The sequence below is a fragment of the Cellulomonas sp. URHD0024 genome (assembly GCF_000426185.1).
Taxonomy (GTDB): domain Bacteria; phylum Actinomycetota; class Actinomycetes; order Actinomycetales; family Cellulomonadaceae; genus Cellulomonas.
Genome location: NZ_KE384505.1, coordinates 707,098 through 724,512 on the forward strand (window position 1 = coordinate 707,098; position 17,415 = coordinate 724,512).

The 17,415-nt window shown below is 71.3% G+C and carries 17 protein-coding genes; all 17 read left to right on the forward strand.

Features of this window, described 5'->3' with window-relative positions:
• Nucleotides 1–196: 196 nt before the first annotated feature.
• A complete protein-coding gene (gene argS, locus I847_RS0119430) occupies nt 197–1,876 on the forward strand; it encodes an arginine--tRNA ligase (RefSeq protein WP_028051029.1) in 1,680 nt (559 codons plus the stop codon).
• Nucleotides 1,873–3,255, forward strand: coding sequence for a diaminopimelate decarboxylase (gene lysA / locus I847_RS0119435; RefSeq protein ID WP_028051030.1), 1,383 nt, complete (start codon nt 1,873–1,875; stop codon nt 3,253–3,255). Before argS ends, lysA begins: the two co-directional genes overlap by 4 nt.
• A 49-nt stretch (nt 3,256–3,304) precedes the next feature.
• A complete protein-coding gene (locus I847_RS0119440; RefSeq protein WP_028051031.1) occupies nt 3,305–4,609 on the forward strand; it encodes a homoserine dehydrogenase in 1,305 nt (434 codons plus the stop codon).
• A complete protein-coding gene (gene thrC, locus I847_RS0119445; protein WP_028051032.1) occupies nt 4,609–5,679 on the forward strand; it encodes a threonine synthase in 1,071 nt (356 codons plus the stop codon). The genes I847_RS0119440 and thrC overlap by 1 nt, the downstream gene beginning before the upstream one ends.
• Nucleotides 5,680–5,684: 5 nt before the next feature.
• Complete coding sequence (thrB, locus tag I847_RS0119450; RefSeq protein ID WP_028051033.1) at nt 5,685–6,626, forward strand: homoserine kinase; 942 nt, start codon at nt 5,685–5,687, stop codon at nt 6,624–6,626.
• A 284-nt stretch (nt 6,627–6,910) separates the two neighbouring features.
• Nucleotides 6,911–8,884: a transcription termination factor Rho gene (gene rho / locus I847_RS0119455; protein WP_028051034.1), complete on the forward strand. Its 1,974-nt coding sequence runs from the start codon at nt 6,911–6,913 to the stop codon at nt 8,882–8,884.
• 212 nt (nt 8,885–9,096) lie between these two features.
• Nucleotides 9,097–9,951 carry a PPK2 family polyphosphate kinase gene (locus I847_RS0119460; protein WP_028051035.1) on the forward strand — a complete coding sequence of 285 codons (855 nt, stop codon included), beginning with the start codon at nt 9,097–9,099 and terminating at the stop codon, nt 9,949–9,951.
• Nucleotides 9,952–10,092: 141 nt separating this feature from the next.
• The gene (gene rpmE / locus I847_RS0119465; protein ID WP_028051036.1) at nt 10,093–10,308 is read left to right on the forward strand and encodes a 50S ribosomal protein L31; all 216 of its coding nucleotides are present in this window, start codon (nt 10,093–10,095) and stop codon (nt 10,306–10,308) included.
• A gap of 122 nt (nt 10,309–10,430) precedes the next feature.
• Nucleotides 10,431–11,519, forward strand: a complete 1,089-nt coding sequence (gene prfA, locus I847_RS0119470) for a peptide chain release factor 1 (protein ID WP_028051037.1) — start codon at nt 10,431–10,433, stop codon at nt 11,517–11,519.
• 68 nt (nt 11,520–11,587) lie between these two features.
• The gene (gene prmC, locus I847_RS0119475) at nt 11,588–12,460 is read left to right on the forward strand and encodes a peptide chain release factor N(5)-glutamine methyltransferase (protein ID WP_028051038.1); all 873 of its coding nucleotides are present in this window, start codon (nt 11,588–11,590) and stop codon (nt 12,458–12,460) included.
• Nucleotides 12,457–13,107 (forward strand): L-threonylcarbamoyladenylate synthase, encoded by a 651-nt coding sequence (locus I847_RS24945; protein WP_034610937.1) that lies wholly within the window; start codon nt 12,457–12,459, stop codon nt 13,105–13,107. The genes prmC and I847_RS24945 overlap by 4 nt, the downstream gene beginning before the upstream one ends.
• Complete coding sequence (locus I847_RS0119485; RefSeq protein ID WP_028051039.1) at nt 13,104–14,240, forward strand: glycosyltransferase family 4 protein; 1,137 nt, start codon at nt 13,104–13,106, stop codon at nt 14,238–14,240. The genes I847_RS24945 and I847_RS0119485 overlap by 4 nt, the downstream gene beginning before the upstream one ends.
• Entirely contained in the window at nt 14,237–14,743 is a 507-nt protein-coding gene (locus I847_RS24950) for a hypothetical protein (RefSeq protein WP_196804613.1), read from the forward strand. The genes I847_RS0119485 and I847_RS24950 overlap by 4 nt, the downstream gene beginning before the upstream one ends.
• Before the next feature lie 246 nt (nt 14,744–14,989).
• A complete protein-coding gene (gene atpB / locus I847_RS0119495) occupies nt 14,990–15,652 on the forward strand; it encodes a F0F1 ATP synthase subunit A (RefSeq protein WP_369751759.1) in 663 nt (220 codons plus the stop codon).
• A gap of 88 nt (nt 15,653–15,740) precedes the next feature.
• Nucleotides 15,741–15,980, forward strand: a complete 240-nt coding sequence (gene atpE, locus I847_RS0119500) for an ATP synthase F0 subunit C (RefSeq protein WP_028051041.1) — start codon at nt 15,741–15,743, stop codon at nt 15,978–15,980.
• A complete protein-coding gene (locus tag I847_RS0119505; protein ID WP_028051042.1) occupies nt 15,980–16,564 on the forward strand; it encodes a F0F1 ATP synthase subunit B in 585 nt (194 codons plus the stop codon). Before atpE ends, I847_RS0119505 begins: the two co-directional genes overlap by 1 nt.
• Nucleotides 16,564–17,376, forward strand: a complete 813-nt coding sequence (locus tag I847_RS0119510) for a F0F1 ATP synthase subunit delta (RefSeq protein ID WP_028051043.1) — start codon at nt 16,564–16,566, stop codon at nt 17,374–17,376. Before I847_RS0119505 ends, I847_RS0119510 begins: the two co-directional genes overlap by 1 nt.
• The last annotated feature ends 39 nt before the right edge of the window (nt 17,377–17,415 follow it).

Sequence of the window (17,415 nt, forward strand, 5' to 3'; positions counted from 1 at the left end):
ACCTAGGGAGCGCTCTCTCAACGGCTTGCCGTCATTTGCCGCAGAATCTTACGACCTCTCACCCGCTCGTTTCACCCGCTCCCGGGCCTCATCCGAGGGAGCGCTCTCTGAACGCTGGCGCGCGCTGCACCACGCTCTACCACCCGCCCGCCGGACTCCGGTCCGGCGTCTGCGACCGCGTCGGTACCCTTGCCCGGTGACTCCCGCGCAGCTCTCCGAGGCCCTCCGGGCCGCCCTCGTGCACGCCGTCGACGACGGCACGTTCGTCCTCGACCCGGCCGCGATCCCCGCGACCGTGCACCTGGAGCGACCGCGGCAGCGCGAGCACGGCGACTGGGCCACGAACGTCGCGATGCAGCTGGCCAAGAAGGCCGGCACCAACCCGCGGGCGTTCGCCGAGGAGCTCGCACGCCGGCTGGAGGCCACCGAGGGCGTCGCGGCCGTCGAGGTCGCCGGCCCCGGCTTCCTGAACATCCGGCTCGAGACCGCGTCCGCCGGCGAGCTGGCCCGCTCGATCGTCGAGCTGGGCACCGAGTACGGGACCAACGACACGCTGGCCGGCGTCGCGTTGAACCTCGAGTTCGTCTCCGCCAACCCGACGGGGCCGCTGCACATCGGCGGCGTGCGCTGGGCGGCCGTCGGCGACAGTCTCGCGCGCGTGCTGCAGGCGTCCGGCGCGACCGTCGCCCGCGAGTACTACTTCAACGACCACGGTGCCCAGATCGACCGCTTCTCGCGCTCGCTGCTCGCTCGCGCCCTGGGGGAGCCGGCGCCGGAGGACGGCTACGGCGGCCAGTACATCAGCGAGATCGCCGACCAGGTGGTCGCCGACGCTCTCGCGGCAGGCGAGCCCGACCCCCGGACGCTGCCGACCGTGGACGCGAACGAGGCCTTCCGGGCGCGCGGCGTCGACCTGATGTTCGCCGAGATCCGCCAGGCGCTGCACGACTTCGGTGTCGACTTCGACGTCTACTTCCACGAGGACTCGCTGCACGAGTCGGGTGCCGTGACGCACGCGGTGCAGCGCCTTCGTGACCTGGGCCGGATCTACGAGGCCGACGGCGCGACGTGGCTGCGCACCACCGACTTCGGCGACGACAAGGACCGCGTCGTCATCAAGCGCGACGGCGAGGCCGCCTACATCGCCGGCGACATCGCCTACTACCTCGACAAGCGCGAGCGAGGCTTCGACCGCGTCGTCATCATGCTCGGCGCCGACCACCACGGGTACATCGGCCGCATGATGGCCGTCTGCGCAGCGTTCGGCGACGAGCCCGGCGTGAACCTGGAGATCCTCATCGGCCAGATGGTCAACCTGGTCAAGGACGGCGCCCCGGTGCGGATGAGCAAACGAGCCGGCACGGTCGTGACGATCGACGACCTCGTCGAGGCCGTCGGCGTGGACGCCGCCCGGTACGCGCTGGCGCGCTCGTCGGCGGACTCGAGCATCGACCTGGACCTCGACCTGCTGGCGAGCGCGAAGAACGAGAACCCCGTGTTCTACGTCCAGTACGCGCACGCGCGCACGGTGAACGTCGGTCGCAACGCCGCCGAGGCGGGCGTCCGTCGCGAGGACGGGTTCGACGCGTCGCTGCTCGACCACGAGACGGAGTCCGCGCTCCTCGGTCAGCTCGCTGAGCTCCCGCGGGTCGTCGCGCAGGCCGCCGAGCTGCGCGAGCCGCACCGGGTCGCGCGCTACCTCGAGGAGCTGGCCGGGTCGTACCACAAGTGGTACGACAAGCGCCGCGTGATCCCGTTCGGCGACGAGGAGGTCAGCGACGTGCACCGGACGCGCCTGTGGCTCAACGACGCGACGCGCCAGACGCTGGCCAACGGGCTCGGCCTCCTGGGTGTCAGCGCGCCGGAGCGGATGTGACCGGGGAGCCCTGGTCGACGGGCTTCGCCCGAGGTGCCGACGGGGTCGTGAGCGTCGCCGGCGTCGACGTGCACACGCTCGCAGCGACGCACGGCACCCCGGCGTACGTCCTGGACGAGGCCGACCTCCGCTCTCGGGCGCGCTCGTACCGGCGCGCGTTCGAGACGGCGTTCGCCGAGATCGGCGCGGGTGTCGACGTCTACTACGCCGGCAAGGCGTTCCTGTCGGTGGCGGTCGCCCGGTGGGTGCACGAGGAGGGCCTGCGCGTCGACACGGCCACCGGCGGTGAGCTCGCGGTCGCGCTACGGGCCGGGATCCCGGGCGCCGACATCGGCCTGCACGGCAACAACAAGTCCGACGACGAGATCGCGCGCGCTCTCGAGGCCGGCGTCGGGCGGATCATCGTCGACTCCCTCGTGGAGATCGACCGCGTGGCCGACGCCGCGTCGGTGGACCACCCGGCGCCGGTGATGGTCCGGGTGACCACCGGAGTGCACGCGGGCGGCCACGAGTACATCTCGACCGCCCACGAGGACCAGAAGTTCGGCCTGTCCATCGCCGTGCCGTCGCACTTCCACTACGGGGACCTCGTCCTCGGGTCGGCCGAGGCCGACAGCCCGGCGATGCAGGGGCTGCTCAAGGTGCTGTCGAGGCCCGAGCTGAAGCTCCTCGGCATCCACTCGCACATCGGGTCGCAGATCCTCGACCCGTCAGGATTCGAGGTGGCCGCCCGCGCGGTGCTGACCCTGCGCGCGGAGCTCGCGAAGAAGACCGGCGTCCTCGTCGAGGAGATCGACCTCGGGGGTGGCTACGGGATCGCCTACCTGCCCGGCGAGGTCGCGCTCGACCCCGACCGCATCGCCAAGGACATCGCGTCGTCCGTCGCTTCCAGCGCGCACGACCTGGGCACGCCTCTGCCGCGGTTCTCCATCGAGCCCGGCCGCGCGATCGTGGGACCCGCGGGGATGACGCTGTACACCGTCGGCACGGTCAAGCCCGTCCGCGTCGACAAGGCCTCCGTCCGCACGTACGTGTCGATCGACGGCGGCATGAGCGACAACATCCGCCCGGCCCTCTACGGCGCGCAGTACCACGCGGAGCTCGTCGGCAGACTCTCGGACGAGCCCACCGTGCTGGCCCGCGTCGTCGGCAAGCACTGCGAGAGCGGCGACATCGTCGTGCACGAGGTCCAGGTGCCGAGCGACGTCCGCGCCGGGGACCTGCTCGCGGTCGCCGCTACGGGGGCGTACGGGCGGTCCATGGCGTCCAACTACAACCACGTCCCGCGTCCGCCGGTCGTCTCGGTCGCCGACGGGCAGTCGCGGGTCCTCGTGCGGCGGGAGACCGAGGACGACCTGCTCGCGCTCGACCAAGGCTGAGCCCCCTATTCTTGGGGGCGCCGTCCCCACCCATCGACCGGAGATTCCTGTGTCCGTGCCCGTCACCGCCCGTCCACCCCTGCGCGTCGCCGTCCTCGGCTGTGGCGTCGTCGGAACGGAAGTGGTGCGGCTGCTGACGACGCAGGCCGACGACCTGGCCGCCCGGGTCGGTGCACGCCTCGAGCTGGTCGGCATCGCGGTCCGCGACACGGCGACCGCGCGTGACGCGGTGGTCGACGTCGCGCTGCTGACGACGGACGCCGAGAAGCTGGTCGAGCAGGCGGATGTCGTCGTCGAGCTCATGGGTGGCATCGAGCCGGCGCGCTCGCTGCTGCTGCGGGCGATCGCCGGCGGTGCGTCCGTGGTGACCGCGAACAAGGCGCTCCTCGCGCAGGACGGCCCGACGCTGTACGCCGCGGCCGACGAGGCTGGCGTGGACCTCTACTTCGAGGCCGCCGTCGCGGGCGCGATCCCGATCGTGCGGCCGGTGCGTGAGTCGCTTGCCGGCGACACCGTCGAGCGCGTGCTCGGCATCGTGAACGGCACCACCAACTACGTGCTCGACAAGATGGCCTCCGAGGGCCTCGACCTCGACCAGGCCGTCAAGGAGGCCCAGGCGCTGGGCTACGCCGAGGCCGACCCGACCGCGGACGTCGAGGGCTTCGACGCCGCCGCGAAGGCCGCGATCCTCGCGTCGCTGGCCTTCCACACCCGGGTGTCGCTCGACGACGTCGACCGCCAGGGCATCACGGGGATCAGCGCGGACGACGTCCTGTGGGCCTCGCGGACCGGCTACGTCATCAAGCTGCTGGCGATCGCGGAGCGCGGTGTCGGCGGCGTCCAGGTCCGGGTCCACCCCGCGCTGGTCCCGGAAGCGCACCCGCTCGCGGGCGTCCGCGGCGCCTACAACGCCGTGTTCGTCGAGGCCGAGGCCGCCGGGCAGCTGATGTTCTACGGCCGGGGCGCCGGCGGTCAGCCCACGGCGTCGGCGGTGCTGGGCGACGTCGTCTCGGTGGCCCGCCATCGCGTGCTCGGCGGCCGCGGACCGGTCGAGTCGCGCTACGCCGAGCTCCCGGTGCTGCCCGCGGACCAGGCGCGGACGCGCTACCAGATCCGCCTGGACGTCGTCGACCGTCCGGGTGTCCTGGCGCAGGTCGCCGCGGTCCTGGCCGGCCATGACGTGTCCATCGAGACCGTCCGCCAGTCCCCGCTCGGCGACTCGGCGGTCAGCGCACACCTCGTCATCACCACGCACGCCGCTCCCGACCACGCCCAGCGCGCCACGATCGAGGCCATCGAGCGCCTCGACGTGGTCGAGCGCGTCGTCTCCGTCCTCCGAGTCGAAGGATCCTGATGGCCCACCAGTGGCGCGGCGTGATCGCCGAGTACGCCGATCGCCTGCCCGCGCACGTCCAGACCCACGTCGTCACGCTCGGCGAGGGTGGGACGCCGCTCGTGTTCTCCCCGACGCTGTCGCACCTCACCGGCGCCGAGGTGCACATCAAGGTCGAGGGCATGAACCCGACCGGGTCGTTCAAGGACCGCGGCATGACGACCGCGATGTCCGCCGCCGCAGCCCGGGGCGCGAAGGCGGTCGTCTGTGCCTCGACCGGAAACACGAGCGCGTCCGCCGCCGCCTACGCCACGCGCGCCGGGATGGTCTGCGCCGTGCTGGTCCCGGACGGCAAGATCGCGATGGGCAAGCTGAGCCAGGCCGTCGCGCACGGTGCCACGCTCCTGCAGGTCGACGGCAACTTCGACGACTGCCTGGTGGCCGCACGCAAGCTCGCCGAGGCGTACCCCGTCGAGCTGGTGAACTCCGTGAACCCGGACCGGATCGAGGGCCAGAAGACGGCGGCGTTCGAGATCGTCGACGCCCTGGGCGACGCTCCCGACATCCACGTCCTGCCGGTCGGCAACGCCGGCAACATCACGGCGTACTGGAAGGGCTACCGCGAGTACGCGGAGAGTGGTCCGGCGACTCGCACGCCGATCATGTGGGGCTTCCAGGCCGACGGTTCCGCCCCGATCGTCCGCGGCTACCCGATCGACCAGCCCGAGACGATCGCCACAGCGATCCGGATCGGCAACCCGGCCTCCTGGCAGCAGGCCGTCGAGGCGCGCGACGTCTCCGGGGGCCTGATCGAGTCCGTGACCGACGAGCAGATCCTCTCCGCCCACCGGGTGCTGTCCGCCGAGGTCGGCATCTTCGTCGAACCCGCCTCCGCGTCCGGTGTCGCCGGGCTCCTCGCCCTCCACGAGGCCGGGCGCGTGCCCGCCGGCGCCCAGATCGTCATCACCGTCACCGGGCACGGGCTCAAGGACCCGCAGTGGGCGCTGCGGACGCCGGACGGCGGCGAGGTCGTCCCCGTGCGTGTGACGTCGGACGTCGTGTCCATCGCCACCGCCCTGAGCCTGGACTGACACCGGTGCGGCTCGGGGCGGACCACGTCCGCGTGCGCGTGCCGGCCACGAGCGCCAACCTCGGGCCCGGCTTCGACGCGTTCGGCCTGGCGCTGGACCTCGTCGACGAGCTCGAGGTGCATGCGCTCGGCTCGCCGGGCGTCCGCGTCGAGGTCTCCGGGGAGGGCGCCGGGCAGGTGCCCGACGACGAGCAGCACCTGGTGATCAGCTCGCTGCGTGCCGCGCTCGACCACGTCGGCGCCCCGCAGACCGGTCTGCACCTCGTCTGCCACAACCGCATCCCGCACGGTCGGGGGCTCGGCTCGTCCGCTGCGGCGGTCGTCGCGGGGATCGTCGCCGCGCGTGGGCTCATCGCCGAGCCCGAGGCGCTGTCCGACGACGTGGTGATCGATCTTGCCGGAAGCATCGAAGGACACCCCGACAACGCGGCTCCGGCGGTGCTGGGCGGTGCGACCCTCGCCTGGAAGGGCGACTCCGGGTTCCGCGCGATCGGCCTCGCCGTGGATCCGTCGGTCGTCCCGATCGCGATCGTGCCGCCGACGCACCTGTCCACCAAGGCCGCCCGCGGTGTGCTGCCGGCGAGCATCCCGCACGCCGACGGTGCGTTCCAGGCGGGCCGGGCGGCGCTGCTGGTCGAGGCCCTCGGCCGCCGACCCGAGCTGCTGCTCACCGCCACGGAGGACCGCCTCCACCAGGAGTACCGCCGCTCGGTCATGCGCGACTCGCTCGCCCTCGTCGACACGCTGCGCTCCCGCGGCGTACCCGCGGTGGTGTCCGGAGCAGGGCCGACGGTGCTCGTCCTGGCGCGATCGGCGGGCGTCGGCACCGATGCCGACGACGCGATCGCGGCGGCTTTCGGGGGAGCGATGGGCGGCTGGCAGGTCCTGCGGTTGGCGGTCGACCGCTCGGGCGCGACCGTCGAGCTGGGGTCTCCGTCCAGCAGGTGAACCCATCGGGTGAAGAACGTGCGAACCGGTCACCCGTCCGAGTGAGACACCCGACAGTGATATCATCGATGCGTTCCCCGGACCTCGTCCTCAGGTAGCCCGCGTCGTCTTTTAACCGGGTGTGCCGAAGAAGAGTCGACGACCCGGGAACGATCCAGCCCTCGCGCGCAGACGTCGACGTACGCAGCGTGTGCGGCTCCACCACCGTCTCGGTCAGCATGACCGGACGTCGGCCGATCCCCGAACCATCGGGTCCCGGCCACCGACGAGGGGAAGGGTCCTTCGTGACAGACATCATCGATCCCGCCGTGAGCACGTCCGGCGGGAAAGCCCGCGGCGCCGCCATCTCGACGCTGCGCCTGCCTGAGCTGCAGGCCATGGCGTCCGAGCTGGGCGTCAAGGGCACCTCCAAGATGCGCAAGGGCGACCTCGTCCAGGCCATCTCGGACGCTCGTGGGGGCTCGCGTGCCGCGGCACTCGAGCCGCGTCGCACCGAGAGCAGCGCGAGCACGGCCGTCGCCGAGCCGCCCGCCCGGGCAGCACGCGCGCGGCGCACCCAGGCCGCACAGCTCGACCTCGACGTCCCGGCAGCGACGGAGCGGGCACCCCGCAACGACGCGGCGCCCAAGGGGGACGCCCTTGCGGGCCTCGAGGCAGCGCTGGACGCCAAGCTCGCGCCGGTGGACGACCGGGCCGCTCGTGCGGCCGACGCCGTCGGCTCCGTGACCGGCGAGCGCCGGTCCCGTCGTTCCGGTCGGGGCGCCGGTGCTCCGCAGGGCGGCGAGGATGCCGGTCAGCAGGGCGCGCAGCAGCAGAACGGCCAGCAGGACCGGCAGCCGAGCAGCGGCCAGCAGGACCGGCAGCAGGCCAACGGCCAGCAGGGCCAGCAGAACCGCCAGCAAGGCGCGAACCAGCAGGGCGGCCAGCAGAGCACCACGCAGCAGCGCCGCGAGTTCCAGGACGGCGAGGACGGCGAGGAGCGCGGCGGTCGTCGTCGGCGCTCTCGCGACCGGTACCGCGACCGCGACCGTGACCGCAAGGGGCGCACCGCCCGTCGTCCCGGCTCGGGCGACATCGCGGGTCTCGACGACATCGAGGTGAGCGACGACGACGTCCTGCTGCCCGTCGCGGGCATCCTCGACCTGATGGACAGCTACGCGTTCGTGCGGACGACGGGCTACCTGCCCAGCCCCAACGACGTCTACGTCTCGCTCAACCAGGTCAAGCGCTACGGCCTGCGCCGCGGCGACGCGGTCACCGGCGCGGTCCGCCAGCCGCGCGAGGGCGAGCAGCCGACGCAGAGCAACCGGCCCAGCAAGTTCAACGCGCTGGTCCGCCTCGACTCGATCAACGGCGCCGAGCCCGACGCGGCGAAGAGCCGCCCCGAGTTCAGCAAGCTGACGCCGCTCTACCCGCAGGAGCGTCTGCGCCTGGAGACCGAGCAGACCCGGCTCTCGCAGCGCGTGATCGACATCGTCGCGCCCATCGGCAAGGGTCAGCGTGGCCTCATCGTCGCGCCCCCCAAGGCCGGCAAGACGATCGTCATGCAGCAGATCGCGAACGCGATCACGACCAACAACCCCGAGGTCCACCTCATGGTGGTGCTGGTCGACGAGCGCCCCGAAGAGGTCACCGACATGCAGCGCACGGTGAAGGGCGAGGTCATCGCCTCGACCTTCGACCGCCCTGCCTCTGACCACACGATCGTCGCCGAGCTCGCCATCGAGCGCGCCAAGCGTCTGGTCGAGCTGGGCCAGGACGTCGTCGTGCTCCTCGACTCGCTCACCCGACTGTCGCGGGCCTACAACCTGGCCGCGCCGGCGTCCGGACGCATCCTCTCGGGTGGTGTCGACGCCTCGGCGCTGTACCCGCCCAAGCGGTTCTTCGGTGCGGCGCGCAACATCGAGAACGGCGGCTCGCTCACCATCCTCGCCTCGGCACTCGTCGAGACCGGGTCCAAGATGGACGAGGTCATCTTCGAGGAGTTCAAGGGCACCGGGAACATGGAGCTCCGGCTCTCCCGCGGCCTCGCCGACAAGCGGATCTTCCCGGCCGTCGACGTCAACGCCTCCGGCACGCGCCGCGAGGAGATCCTCATGGCCAACGACGAGCTCAAGATCATCTACAAGCTCCGTCGCGTGATGGGTGCCCTCGACCAGACCCAGGCCATCGAGCTGCTGATCGGCAAGCTGCGCGAGACCAAGTCGAACGTCGAGTTCCTGCTCCAGGTCCAGAAGACGACCCCCGGCAGCGAGTAGCGCCAGGACGCCCGACGGCCCCGCCCTCCGCCCGGAGCGCGGGGCCGTCGCGCGTCTGCCTCGGCCCGTGCCCGTCGCCGAGTTCGTGCGTTTGAGCCGAGTTCGTCGGTTGCAACGAACGAACTCGACTGAAGAGCACGACCTCGGCACGCCCTGGCCGAGCTCGGGCGGTAGCGTGCACGCGTCCGGCACCCGTGGATCAGGAGGCAGTGATGGCCAAGTCGTGGAGCACGCCGCCCGGGGAGGCGCTGCGGGTGGTGCCGGGCTTCGACCTCGCCACGGCCGACCTGGCCGCGACCCCCGGCTGGGAGCACTCCGAGTCGGCAGCCGACAAGCGGCTGCGGAAGGACGGCGAGCACCTCGGCGAAGCGCAGGAGCGGCTCTTCGCGCACGGACGCACGGGCGGCAAGCGGTCGGTCCTCCTGGTGCTGCAGGGCATGGACACCGCGGGCAAGGGCGGCATCGTCCGGCACGTGCTCGGTCTGGTGGACCCGCAGGGCGTGGAGCTGCACTCGTTCGGCGTCCCGACGGAGAAGGAACGGTCGCAGCCCTTCCTCCAACGGATCCGCGAGGCGCTGCCCGACGGCGGCAGGATCGGCGTGTTCGACCGGTCCCACTACGAGGACGTGCTGGTGGTCCGCGTGAACGAGGTCGTGCCGCGCGAGGTCTGGGAACCGCGGTTCGACGAGATCAACGCGTTCGAGCGCGAGGTCACCGAATCCGGAACCGTGATCGTGAAGGTTGCGCTCCTGGTGTCGGCCGCGGAGCAGAAGGCGCGGCTGCGCGAACGGCTGGAGCGACCGGACAAGTACTGGAAGTACAACCCGGGCGACGTCGACGAGCGCGTCAAGTGGACCCGGTACCAGGAGGCCTACCAGGCAGTCTTCGACCGTACGAGCACGGATGTCGCCCCCTGGTACGCCGTTCCCGCCGACAACAAGTGGTTCGCCCGGCTCGCCGTCGGCCGGCTGCTGAGGGACGCGGTGGAGGGCCTGCACCTCGGCTGGCCGGCGCCGGACTTCGACGTCGAGGCGGAGATGGCGCGGCTGGACGCCCAACCGTTCTGACTCCGTGAGGCGCGTCACGGGTGCGCAGCGGGATGATTTCGGGACTCGGCGCTGTTCTGGCACAATGCTCTGTTGGTCTGCGGTTCACCTGTGCGCGATCGCGTGCGGGACCCGGGGACACCCCAGCGAGGAGATCTGACTGTGAAGGCTGACATCCACCCCGAGTACGTGACCACCGAGGTCACCTGTACCTGCGGCAACACGTTCACCACGAAGTCCACGGTGACCAGCGGCAAGATCCACGCCGACGTGTGCAACGCCTGCCACCCGTTCTACACGGGCAAGCAGAAGATCCTCGACACCGGTGGCCGCGTGGCCCGGTTCGAGGCGCGCTACGGCAAGAAGGCCGCCAACTAGCAACCCCACAGCGCCGGTGCCCGGCGCGGACGACTGCCCTCCATGGCAGTGTCCGCGAGGGCACCGGCGCTGTGTCGTTGTCGGAGTCGTCGTCGCAGAACCACCAGCCGAAGGACACCCGCATGAGCGAGGCATTCGCCGCCGCCGAGCCGCTGCTCGCCGAGCACGCGCAGATCGAGGCGCAGCTGGCCGATCCCGCGGTCCACGCGGACGCCGCCAACGCCCGCAGGCTGGGTCGTCGGTACGCGGAGCTCGGTCAGGTGGCGCAGGCGTACACGGCGTGGAGGGCCGCGAGCGACGACGCCGATGCGGCGCGTGAGCTGGCCGAGGTCGACGAGGGCTTCGCCGCCGAGCTGCCGGCGCTGGAACAGACCGCGACGGCCGCGGCGGCCCGGCTGCGCGAGGTCCTCATCCCGCGCGACCCGGACGACGCCCGGGACGTGATCCTGGAGGTCAAGGCAGGGGAAGGCGGCGAGGAGTCGGCGCTGTTCGCCGCCGACCTGCTGCGCATGTACACGCGGTACGCCGAGAAGATGGGCTGGGCGACGCAGCTCCTCGGTTCCACGGACTCCGACCTCGGCGGCTACAAGGACGCACAGCTCGCCATCAAGAGCCGCGGGACGGTCGCTCCGGAGGACGGCGTCTGGGCACACCTGAAGTACGAGGGCGGGGTCCACCGCGTCCAGCGGGTGCCGGTGACGGAGTCGCAGGGCCGGATCCACACCTCTGCGGCGGGCGTGCTCGTGTTCCCCGAGGTGGAGGACGAGGCCGAGGTCGAGATCGACCCGAACGATCTGCGCATCGATGTCTATCGTTCCAGCGGCCCCGGCGGGCAGTCGGTCAACACGACCGACTCCGCCGTGCGCATCACGCACCTGCCCACCGGCATCGTCGTCTCGATGCAGAACGAGAAGTCCCAGCTGCAGAACCGCGAGCAGGGCATGCGCGTGCTCCGTGCCCGCATCCTTGCCGCCCGGCAGGAAGAGGCGGCGGCCGCGGCCAGCGAGGCCCGCAGGAGCCAGGTCCGCACGGTCGACCGCTCCGAGCGCATCCGCACGTACAACTTCCCCGAGAACCGCATCGCCGACCACCGGACGGGCTACAAGGCGTACAACCTCGACGCCGTCCTCGGCGGGGACCTGGCGCCCGTGGTGCAGTCCGCGATCGACGCCGACGAGGCAGCGCGCCTCGCGGCGGCAGGAGACGCGTGACGGCGAACACCGGCGACGCGCCGACGAACGCGGGCGACGCGGGCGCGCGGGACTCGCGACGGCCGAGCGTGCGGGACCTGGTCGACGGTGCGACGAGGCTTCTCGACGAGGCCGGCGTGCGGTCGCCGCGCCACGACGCGACCGCCCTCGCGGCGCACGTCCTCGGCCTCGAACGCCTCGAGCTCGTCGTCGCACCACCCGTCCCGGAGGGCTTCGCCGAGGTCTATGCCGGCCTGGTCGAGCGGCGCCGCAACCGGGAGCCCCTGCAGCACCTGGTCGGCTCCACGGGGTTCCGCTACCTGACCCTCCTGGTCGAGCCGGGGGTCTTCGTACCGCGCCCGGAGACCGAGGTGGTGGCGCAGGTCGCGATCGACGGCGCGCGCGAGCACGGCGAGCCGCTCGTCGTCGACCTCTGCTGCGGTGCGGGTGGCATCGCGATCGCCGTGGCCACCGAGGTCCCGCAGGCGACCGTCGTCGCGATCGACCTCTCGCCTGAGGCCGTCGCGCTGACCAGCAGGAACGCGCAGCTCAACGGGGCGGACCTGCACGTCGAGCACGGTGACGTCGCCGACCCGTCGCTCCTGGCCGCGCTCGAGGGAACCGTCGACGTCCTCGTCGCCAACCCGCCGTACATCCCGCCGGACGCCGAGCCCGTGGACCCCGAGGTGCGCGACCACGATCCCGACCTGGCCCTCTACGGCGGCGGGCTCGACGGGCTCGACGTACCGCGCGCCGTCATCGCCGCCGCAGCCCGGCTCCTCAAGCCCGGCGGCCTGCTCGTGATGGAGCACGCCGAGGTGCAGGACGCGGCGGCGCGTGCCGATGCGCTGGCCACCGGCGCGTTTGAGAAGATCGAGTCGCGGGACGATCTGACGGGTCGTCCGCGGATGCTCGTCGCGCGCCGGAAGTCGCACCCTGTCGTGACAGACTCGTCGCCGTGAACGAGCGCATCACGCCGGCGAGCGACCCGTCGACCTGGGGTCCCGCGATCGACGAGGCCGTCAACGTGGTCTCCCGGGGCGGCTTGATCGTCCTGCCGACCGACACGGTCTACGGCGTCGGCGCCGACGCGTTCACGCCGCCCGCGGTGCAGGCGCTCCTGGACGCCAAGGGTCGGGGCCGGCACATGCCGCCGCCGGTGCTGATCGGCGACGTAGCCACGCTCGACGGACTGGCCATCGACGTCCCGGTGGGCGCACGGGCGCTGGCGACGCAGTTCTGGCCGGGCGGCCTCACGCTCATCGTCCGCGCGCAGCCGTCGCTCGCGTGGGACCTCGGCGAGACCAACGGCACGGTCGCGCTGCGGATGCCGGACCACCCCACGGCGCTCGCGCTGCTCAAGCGGACGGGTCCGCTGGCCGTGTCCAGCGCGAACACCACGGGCAACCCCGCCGCGGTCAACGCCCAGGACGCGTACGAGCAGCTCGGCGACGCCGTCGCCCTCTACCTCGACGCCGGCGAGGCCCCCGGGCAGGTCGCGTCGAGCATCGTCGACGCCACGGGCGACACCCTGCGCCTGGTCCGCGCGGGGGCGGTCACCCTCGACGAGCTGCGGCAGATCGCCGACGTGGAGGAGCCCACCACGTGAGGGTGTACCTGCTCGTCCTCTTCGTCGCGGCGGCCGTCGCGTACCTGACCACACCCCTGGCCCGCTGGTGCGCGCTCCGCTGGGGCGCGATCACCGCGGTCCGCGAGCGTGACGTGCATGCGATCCCGACACCGCGGCTCGGCGGCATGGCGATGTTCGCGGGAATCCTCGTCTCGGTCGTCATGGCCAGCCGGCTGCCGTTCCTCGAGGGCGTGTACGCGAACCCGCGGCCGATCGTCGGCATCGTCGGGGGTGCCGCCATGGTCTGCGCGCTCGGGGTCGCCGACGACATCTGGGACCTCGACTGGCTGACCAAGCTCATGGGCCAGGTCCTTGCGGCCGGGTTCCTCGTGTGGCAGGGCGTGCGGCTCTACCAGCTGCCGATCGGCGGCCTGGACTCGCAGGGTCAGGTGCTCGTCGGCGGGCAGGGCATGTGGACGTTCCTGACGATCCTGACGGTGGTCATCGCCATGAACGCCGTGAACTTCGTCGACGGTCTCGACGGTCTCGCGGCCGGCGTGCTCGCGATCGGCGGGACGGCGTTCTTCCTGTACGCCTACCTGCTGACGCACGACGTCAACTCCGGCACCACCTTCGCGAACGCCAGCCTGGCCGCCCTGATGCTCATCGCGCTGGTGGGCGCCTGCGTCGGCTTCCTGCCGCACAACGTCTACCCGGCCCGGATCTTCATGGGTGACTCGGGCGCGATGCTGCTCGGCTTCGTCTTCTCGGCGGCGGCGATCGTGGTGACCGGCCAGACCGAGCAGGTGCTCGACCGTCAGCGGTTCCCCGCGTTCCTGCCGATGGTGCTGCCGGTCGCCGTGCTGCTGCTGCCTCTGCTCGACATGGGCCTGGCCATCGTCCGGCGGGTCGGAACCGGCAAGTCGCCGTTCCACCCCGACCGCATGCACCTGCACCACCGGCTGCTCTCGCTGGGCCACTCCCACCGCCGCGCCGTCGCGATCATGTACGTCTGGACGGCGGTCTTCGCGTTCGGCGTCGCCGCCCTGTACGCGTGGTCGACGACGACCGTGCTGCTCCTGCTGGCCGGCGCCGTCGTCGTCGCCACGATCCTCACGCTCGGACCGCTGCGCGGCCGGGCGGCCACACCGTCCCTGGAGTCCACGTCGTGACCGTGCCCGCACCACGCAGCCCAGCCCCGCAGCCGAACGGCACCGACCAGGTCTTCCGGCAGGCCCTTCGGGACATGCTCGTGCTCCTCGGCGTCCTCACCGTCGTCGGCGTGCTGGTCGGCTACCTCGTCGACGGTATGGAGGGCGTCTGGGGTGCGCTCATCGGCGTGCTCGTCGCGCTGATCTTCTCCGGGACCACCGTGGTGTCCGTGTGGCGGACCTCGAGATCCGCCCCGACGACGATGCTTGCCGTCCTCATGGGCGCGTGGCTCGGCAAGATCGTCGTCGTCATCGTCGTGCTCGCCTCGATCCGCCACCTCGACTTCTACAACGCGCGGGTGCTCGCGATCGTGCTCATGGTGGGAGTCATCGGGTCGGCGATCCTCGACGCCCGCGCGGTGCAGCGTGGACGCATCACCTACTTCGACGAGGAGCCCGCGGAGACGGGCGTCCAGGACCCCTCGAACGGCCCTGTCCCGGGTCCGGACCAAGCGACTTCATAGGTTAGGCTTCACCCCATCCACGACGGCCCGGCGCCGTGCCCATGCCCGCATTGACGCGGCACGCCAGCGCTAAACGACCACCAGGAGACTGCCCTGTCCAGCCTTGCGACGATCCTGCCGCTCGCCACGGATGACGGCAGCGGTGGCTTCCACCCGCCTTCGCTCGCGGACTTCTTCCCGCCGGTCATCTGGTTCGAGGACACGCCGTTCGAGATCAACCGCATCATCCTGGTCCGGTTCATCACGGTGGCCGCCTTCCTGATCATCTTCGTGGTCGGCGCCCGGCGGGCCAAGCTCGTCCCGGGACGGTTCCAGAGCGTGCTCGAGATGGGTCTGGACTTCTGCCGCAACTCCATCGCGTACGAGATCCTGGGCGAGAAGGACGGCAAGAAGTACGTCGGCATCATCACGACGATCTTCTTCTCGATCTTCTTCTTCAACATCACGGGCGTCATCCCGTTCCTGAACATCGCGGGAACGTCCGTCATCGGCCTGCCGATCATCTTCGCGCTGTGGGTCTACTTCCTGTACCTGTCCCAGGGCGTCAAGAAGTTCGGCGTCGGCGGGTACCTCAAGCACGCGCTGTTCCCCCCGGGCGTCCCGTGGCCCATCTACTTCCTGCTGACGCCGGTCGAGTTCCTGCAGGTCTTCCTGCTGCGGCCCGCGACGCTGGTCATCCGGCTCCTCGCCAACATGATCGCCGGGCACCTGCTGCTCGCCCTCTGCTTCGCCGCGACGTCGTTCCTGCTCTTCGAGGCGACCGGCGCGCTCAAGGCCTTCGGTGCGGTGACCTTCGTCGCAGGCTTCGCGTTCTACCTGCTCGAGGTGTTCGTCGCAGCACTTCAAGCGTATGTGTTCTCGATCCTCACAGCCGTCTACCTGCAGATGTCGATCAGCGAAGAGCACTGATCGACGAACCTCCTGCGACGGGCTGATCCCGGACCGTCGCTCGCAACGGACGCGCCGAGCGGCGCGTAGATGAAAGGAACCAGATCCCGTGCTTACCGCAGCAGCAACAGACGCCACGACCACCATCAACGGTCTCGCCCTCGTCGGATACGGTCTGGCGGCCATCGGCCCCGGCATCGGCCTCGGCATCCTGTTCGGCAAGACGATCGAGGGCATGGCGCGTCAGCCTGAGATGTCCGGCCAGCTCCGCTCGACGATGTTCATCGGCCTGGCGTTCATCGAGATCCTCGCGCTCCTCGCGATCGCGACGCCCTTCTTCTTGAAGTGATCACGGCGCACCTCGCCGCCGTCGCGCAGAGCGTCAGGGCGGCTACCGACACCGAGGAGCTGAACCCGCTCCTGCCTGAGAAGTACGACATCATCTGGTCGCTCGTCATCGTCATCATCATCGTGCTCGTGTTCATGAAGTACGCGCTGCCGAAGTTCCAGGCAGTGCTCGACGAGCGCGCGGAGAAGATCGAGGGCGGTCTGGAGCACGCCGAGGCCGCTCAGGCCGAGGCGGCAGCGCTGCGCGCCGAGTACGAGCAGCAGCTCGCCGACGCGCGCACCGAGGCGGCCCGCATCAAGGAGGCCGCTCGAGCCGAGGGCGGCGCGATCTCGGCCGAGATCAAGGCGAAGGCGACCGCGGACGCGGCACGCACCGTCGAGACGGCCCAGCGCCAGATCGAGGCCGAGCGTCAGCAGGCAGCGGTCTCGCTGCGCGCCGACGTGGGCGCGCTCGCCACGGAGCTCGCCTCCAAGATCGTCGGCGAGTCGCTCGAGGACACGGCCCGCCAGTCGCGCGTCGTCGACCGCTTCCTCGCGGAGCTCGAAGCGTCCACGGCTGCGACTGCAGCGTCCAAGGAGAACTGATGCGCGGAACGAGTCTCGCTTCGCTCTCGGCGGCCCAGGAGCGGTTCGCACCGGTCCTGACCGCTGCGGGCAAGCAGGCGGCCGAGCTCGGCGAGCAGCTGTTCGCCGTGGTCGACGCCCTGGACTCCTCGGGTTCGCTGCGGCGCACCCTGTCCGACCCCGCGCTGCCGGCCGAGGCCAAGTCCGGTCTCGTCGCGGCCGTGCTGGCCCGCTCGGACGAGCGCGTCGTCGGGGCGGTGTCGGACCTGGTGCGTGCGCGCTGGACGTCCGAGGACGACCTGGGCGACGCGGTCGAGCAGCTCGGCTTCGACGCGATCCTCGCGTCCGCCGAGGCGAGCAACCAGCTCGAGCAGGTCGAGGACGAGCTGTTCCGCATCACGCGGTCGCTCGTCGGCCAGCGCGAGGTGCGGTCGGCGCTGTTCGACCCGCGCGGCTCCCGGGAGAACCGTCTGAAGCTGGTCGACGACCTGCTCCAGGGCAAGGTGTCCGACGCGACGCTCCAGGTGGCGCGCCGGGCGACCGCCTCGCCTCGCGGCAAGCGGTTCGTCGCGACGCTCGCGTCCGTCGCCGAGCTGGCCGCGGACCGTCGCAACCGCCTCGTGGCCTCGGTGACCTCCGGCAGCGAGCTGTCGCAGGCACAGATGGACCGACTCGGCTCGATCCTGCAGCAGGCCTACGGGCGGGACCTGCAGCTCAACGTGACCGTGGACCCCGAGATCCTCGGTGGTCTGCGCATCCAGGTGGGGGCGGACGTGGTCGACTCGACCGTGCTCGCACGGCTCGCCGACGCACGACGACGACTTGCCAGCTGAGTATCGGCCTCTGCCGACCCTTTGAACGACGTGAACGAA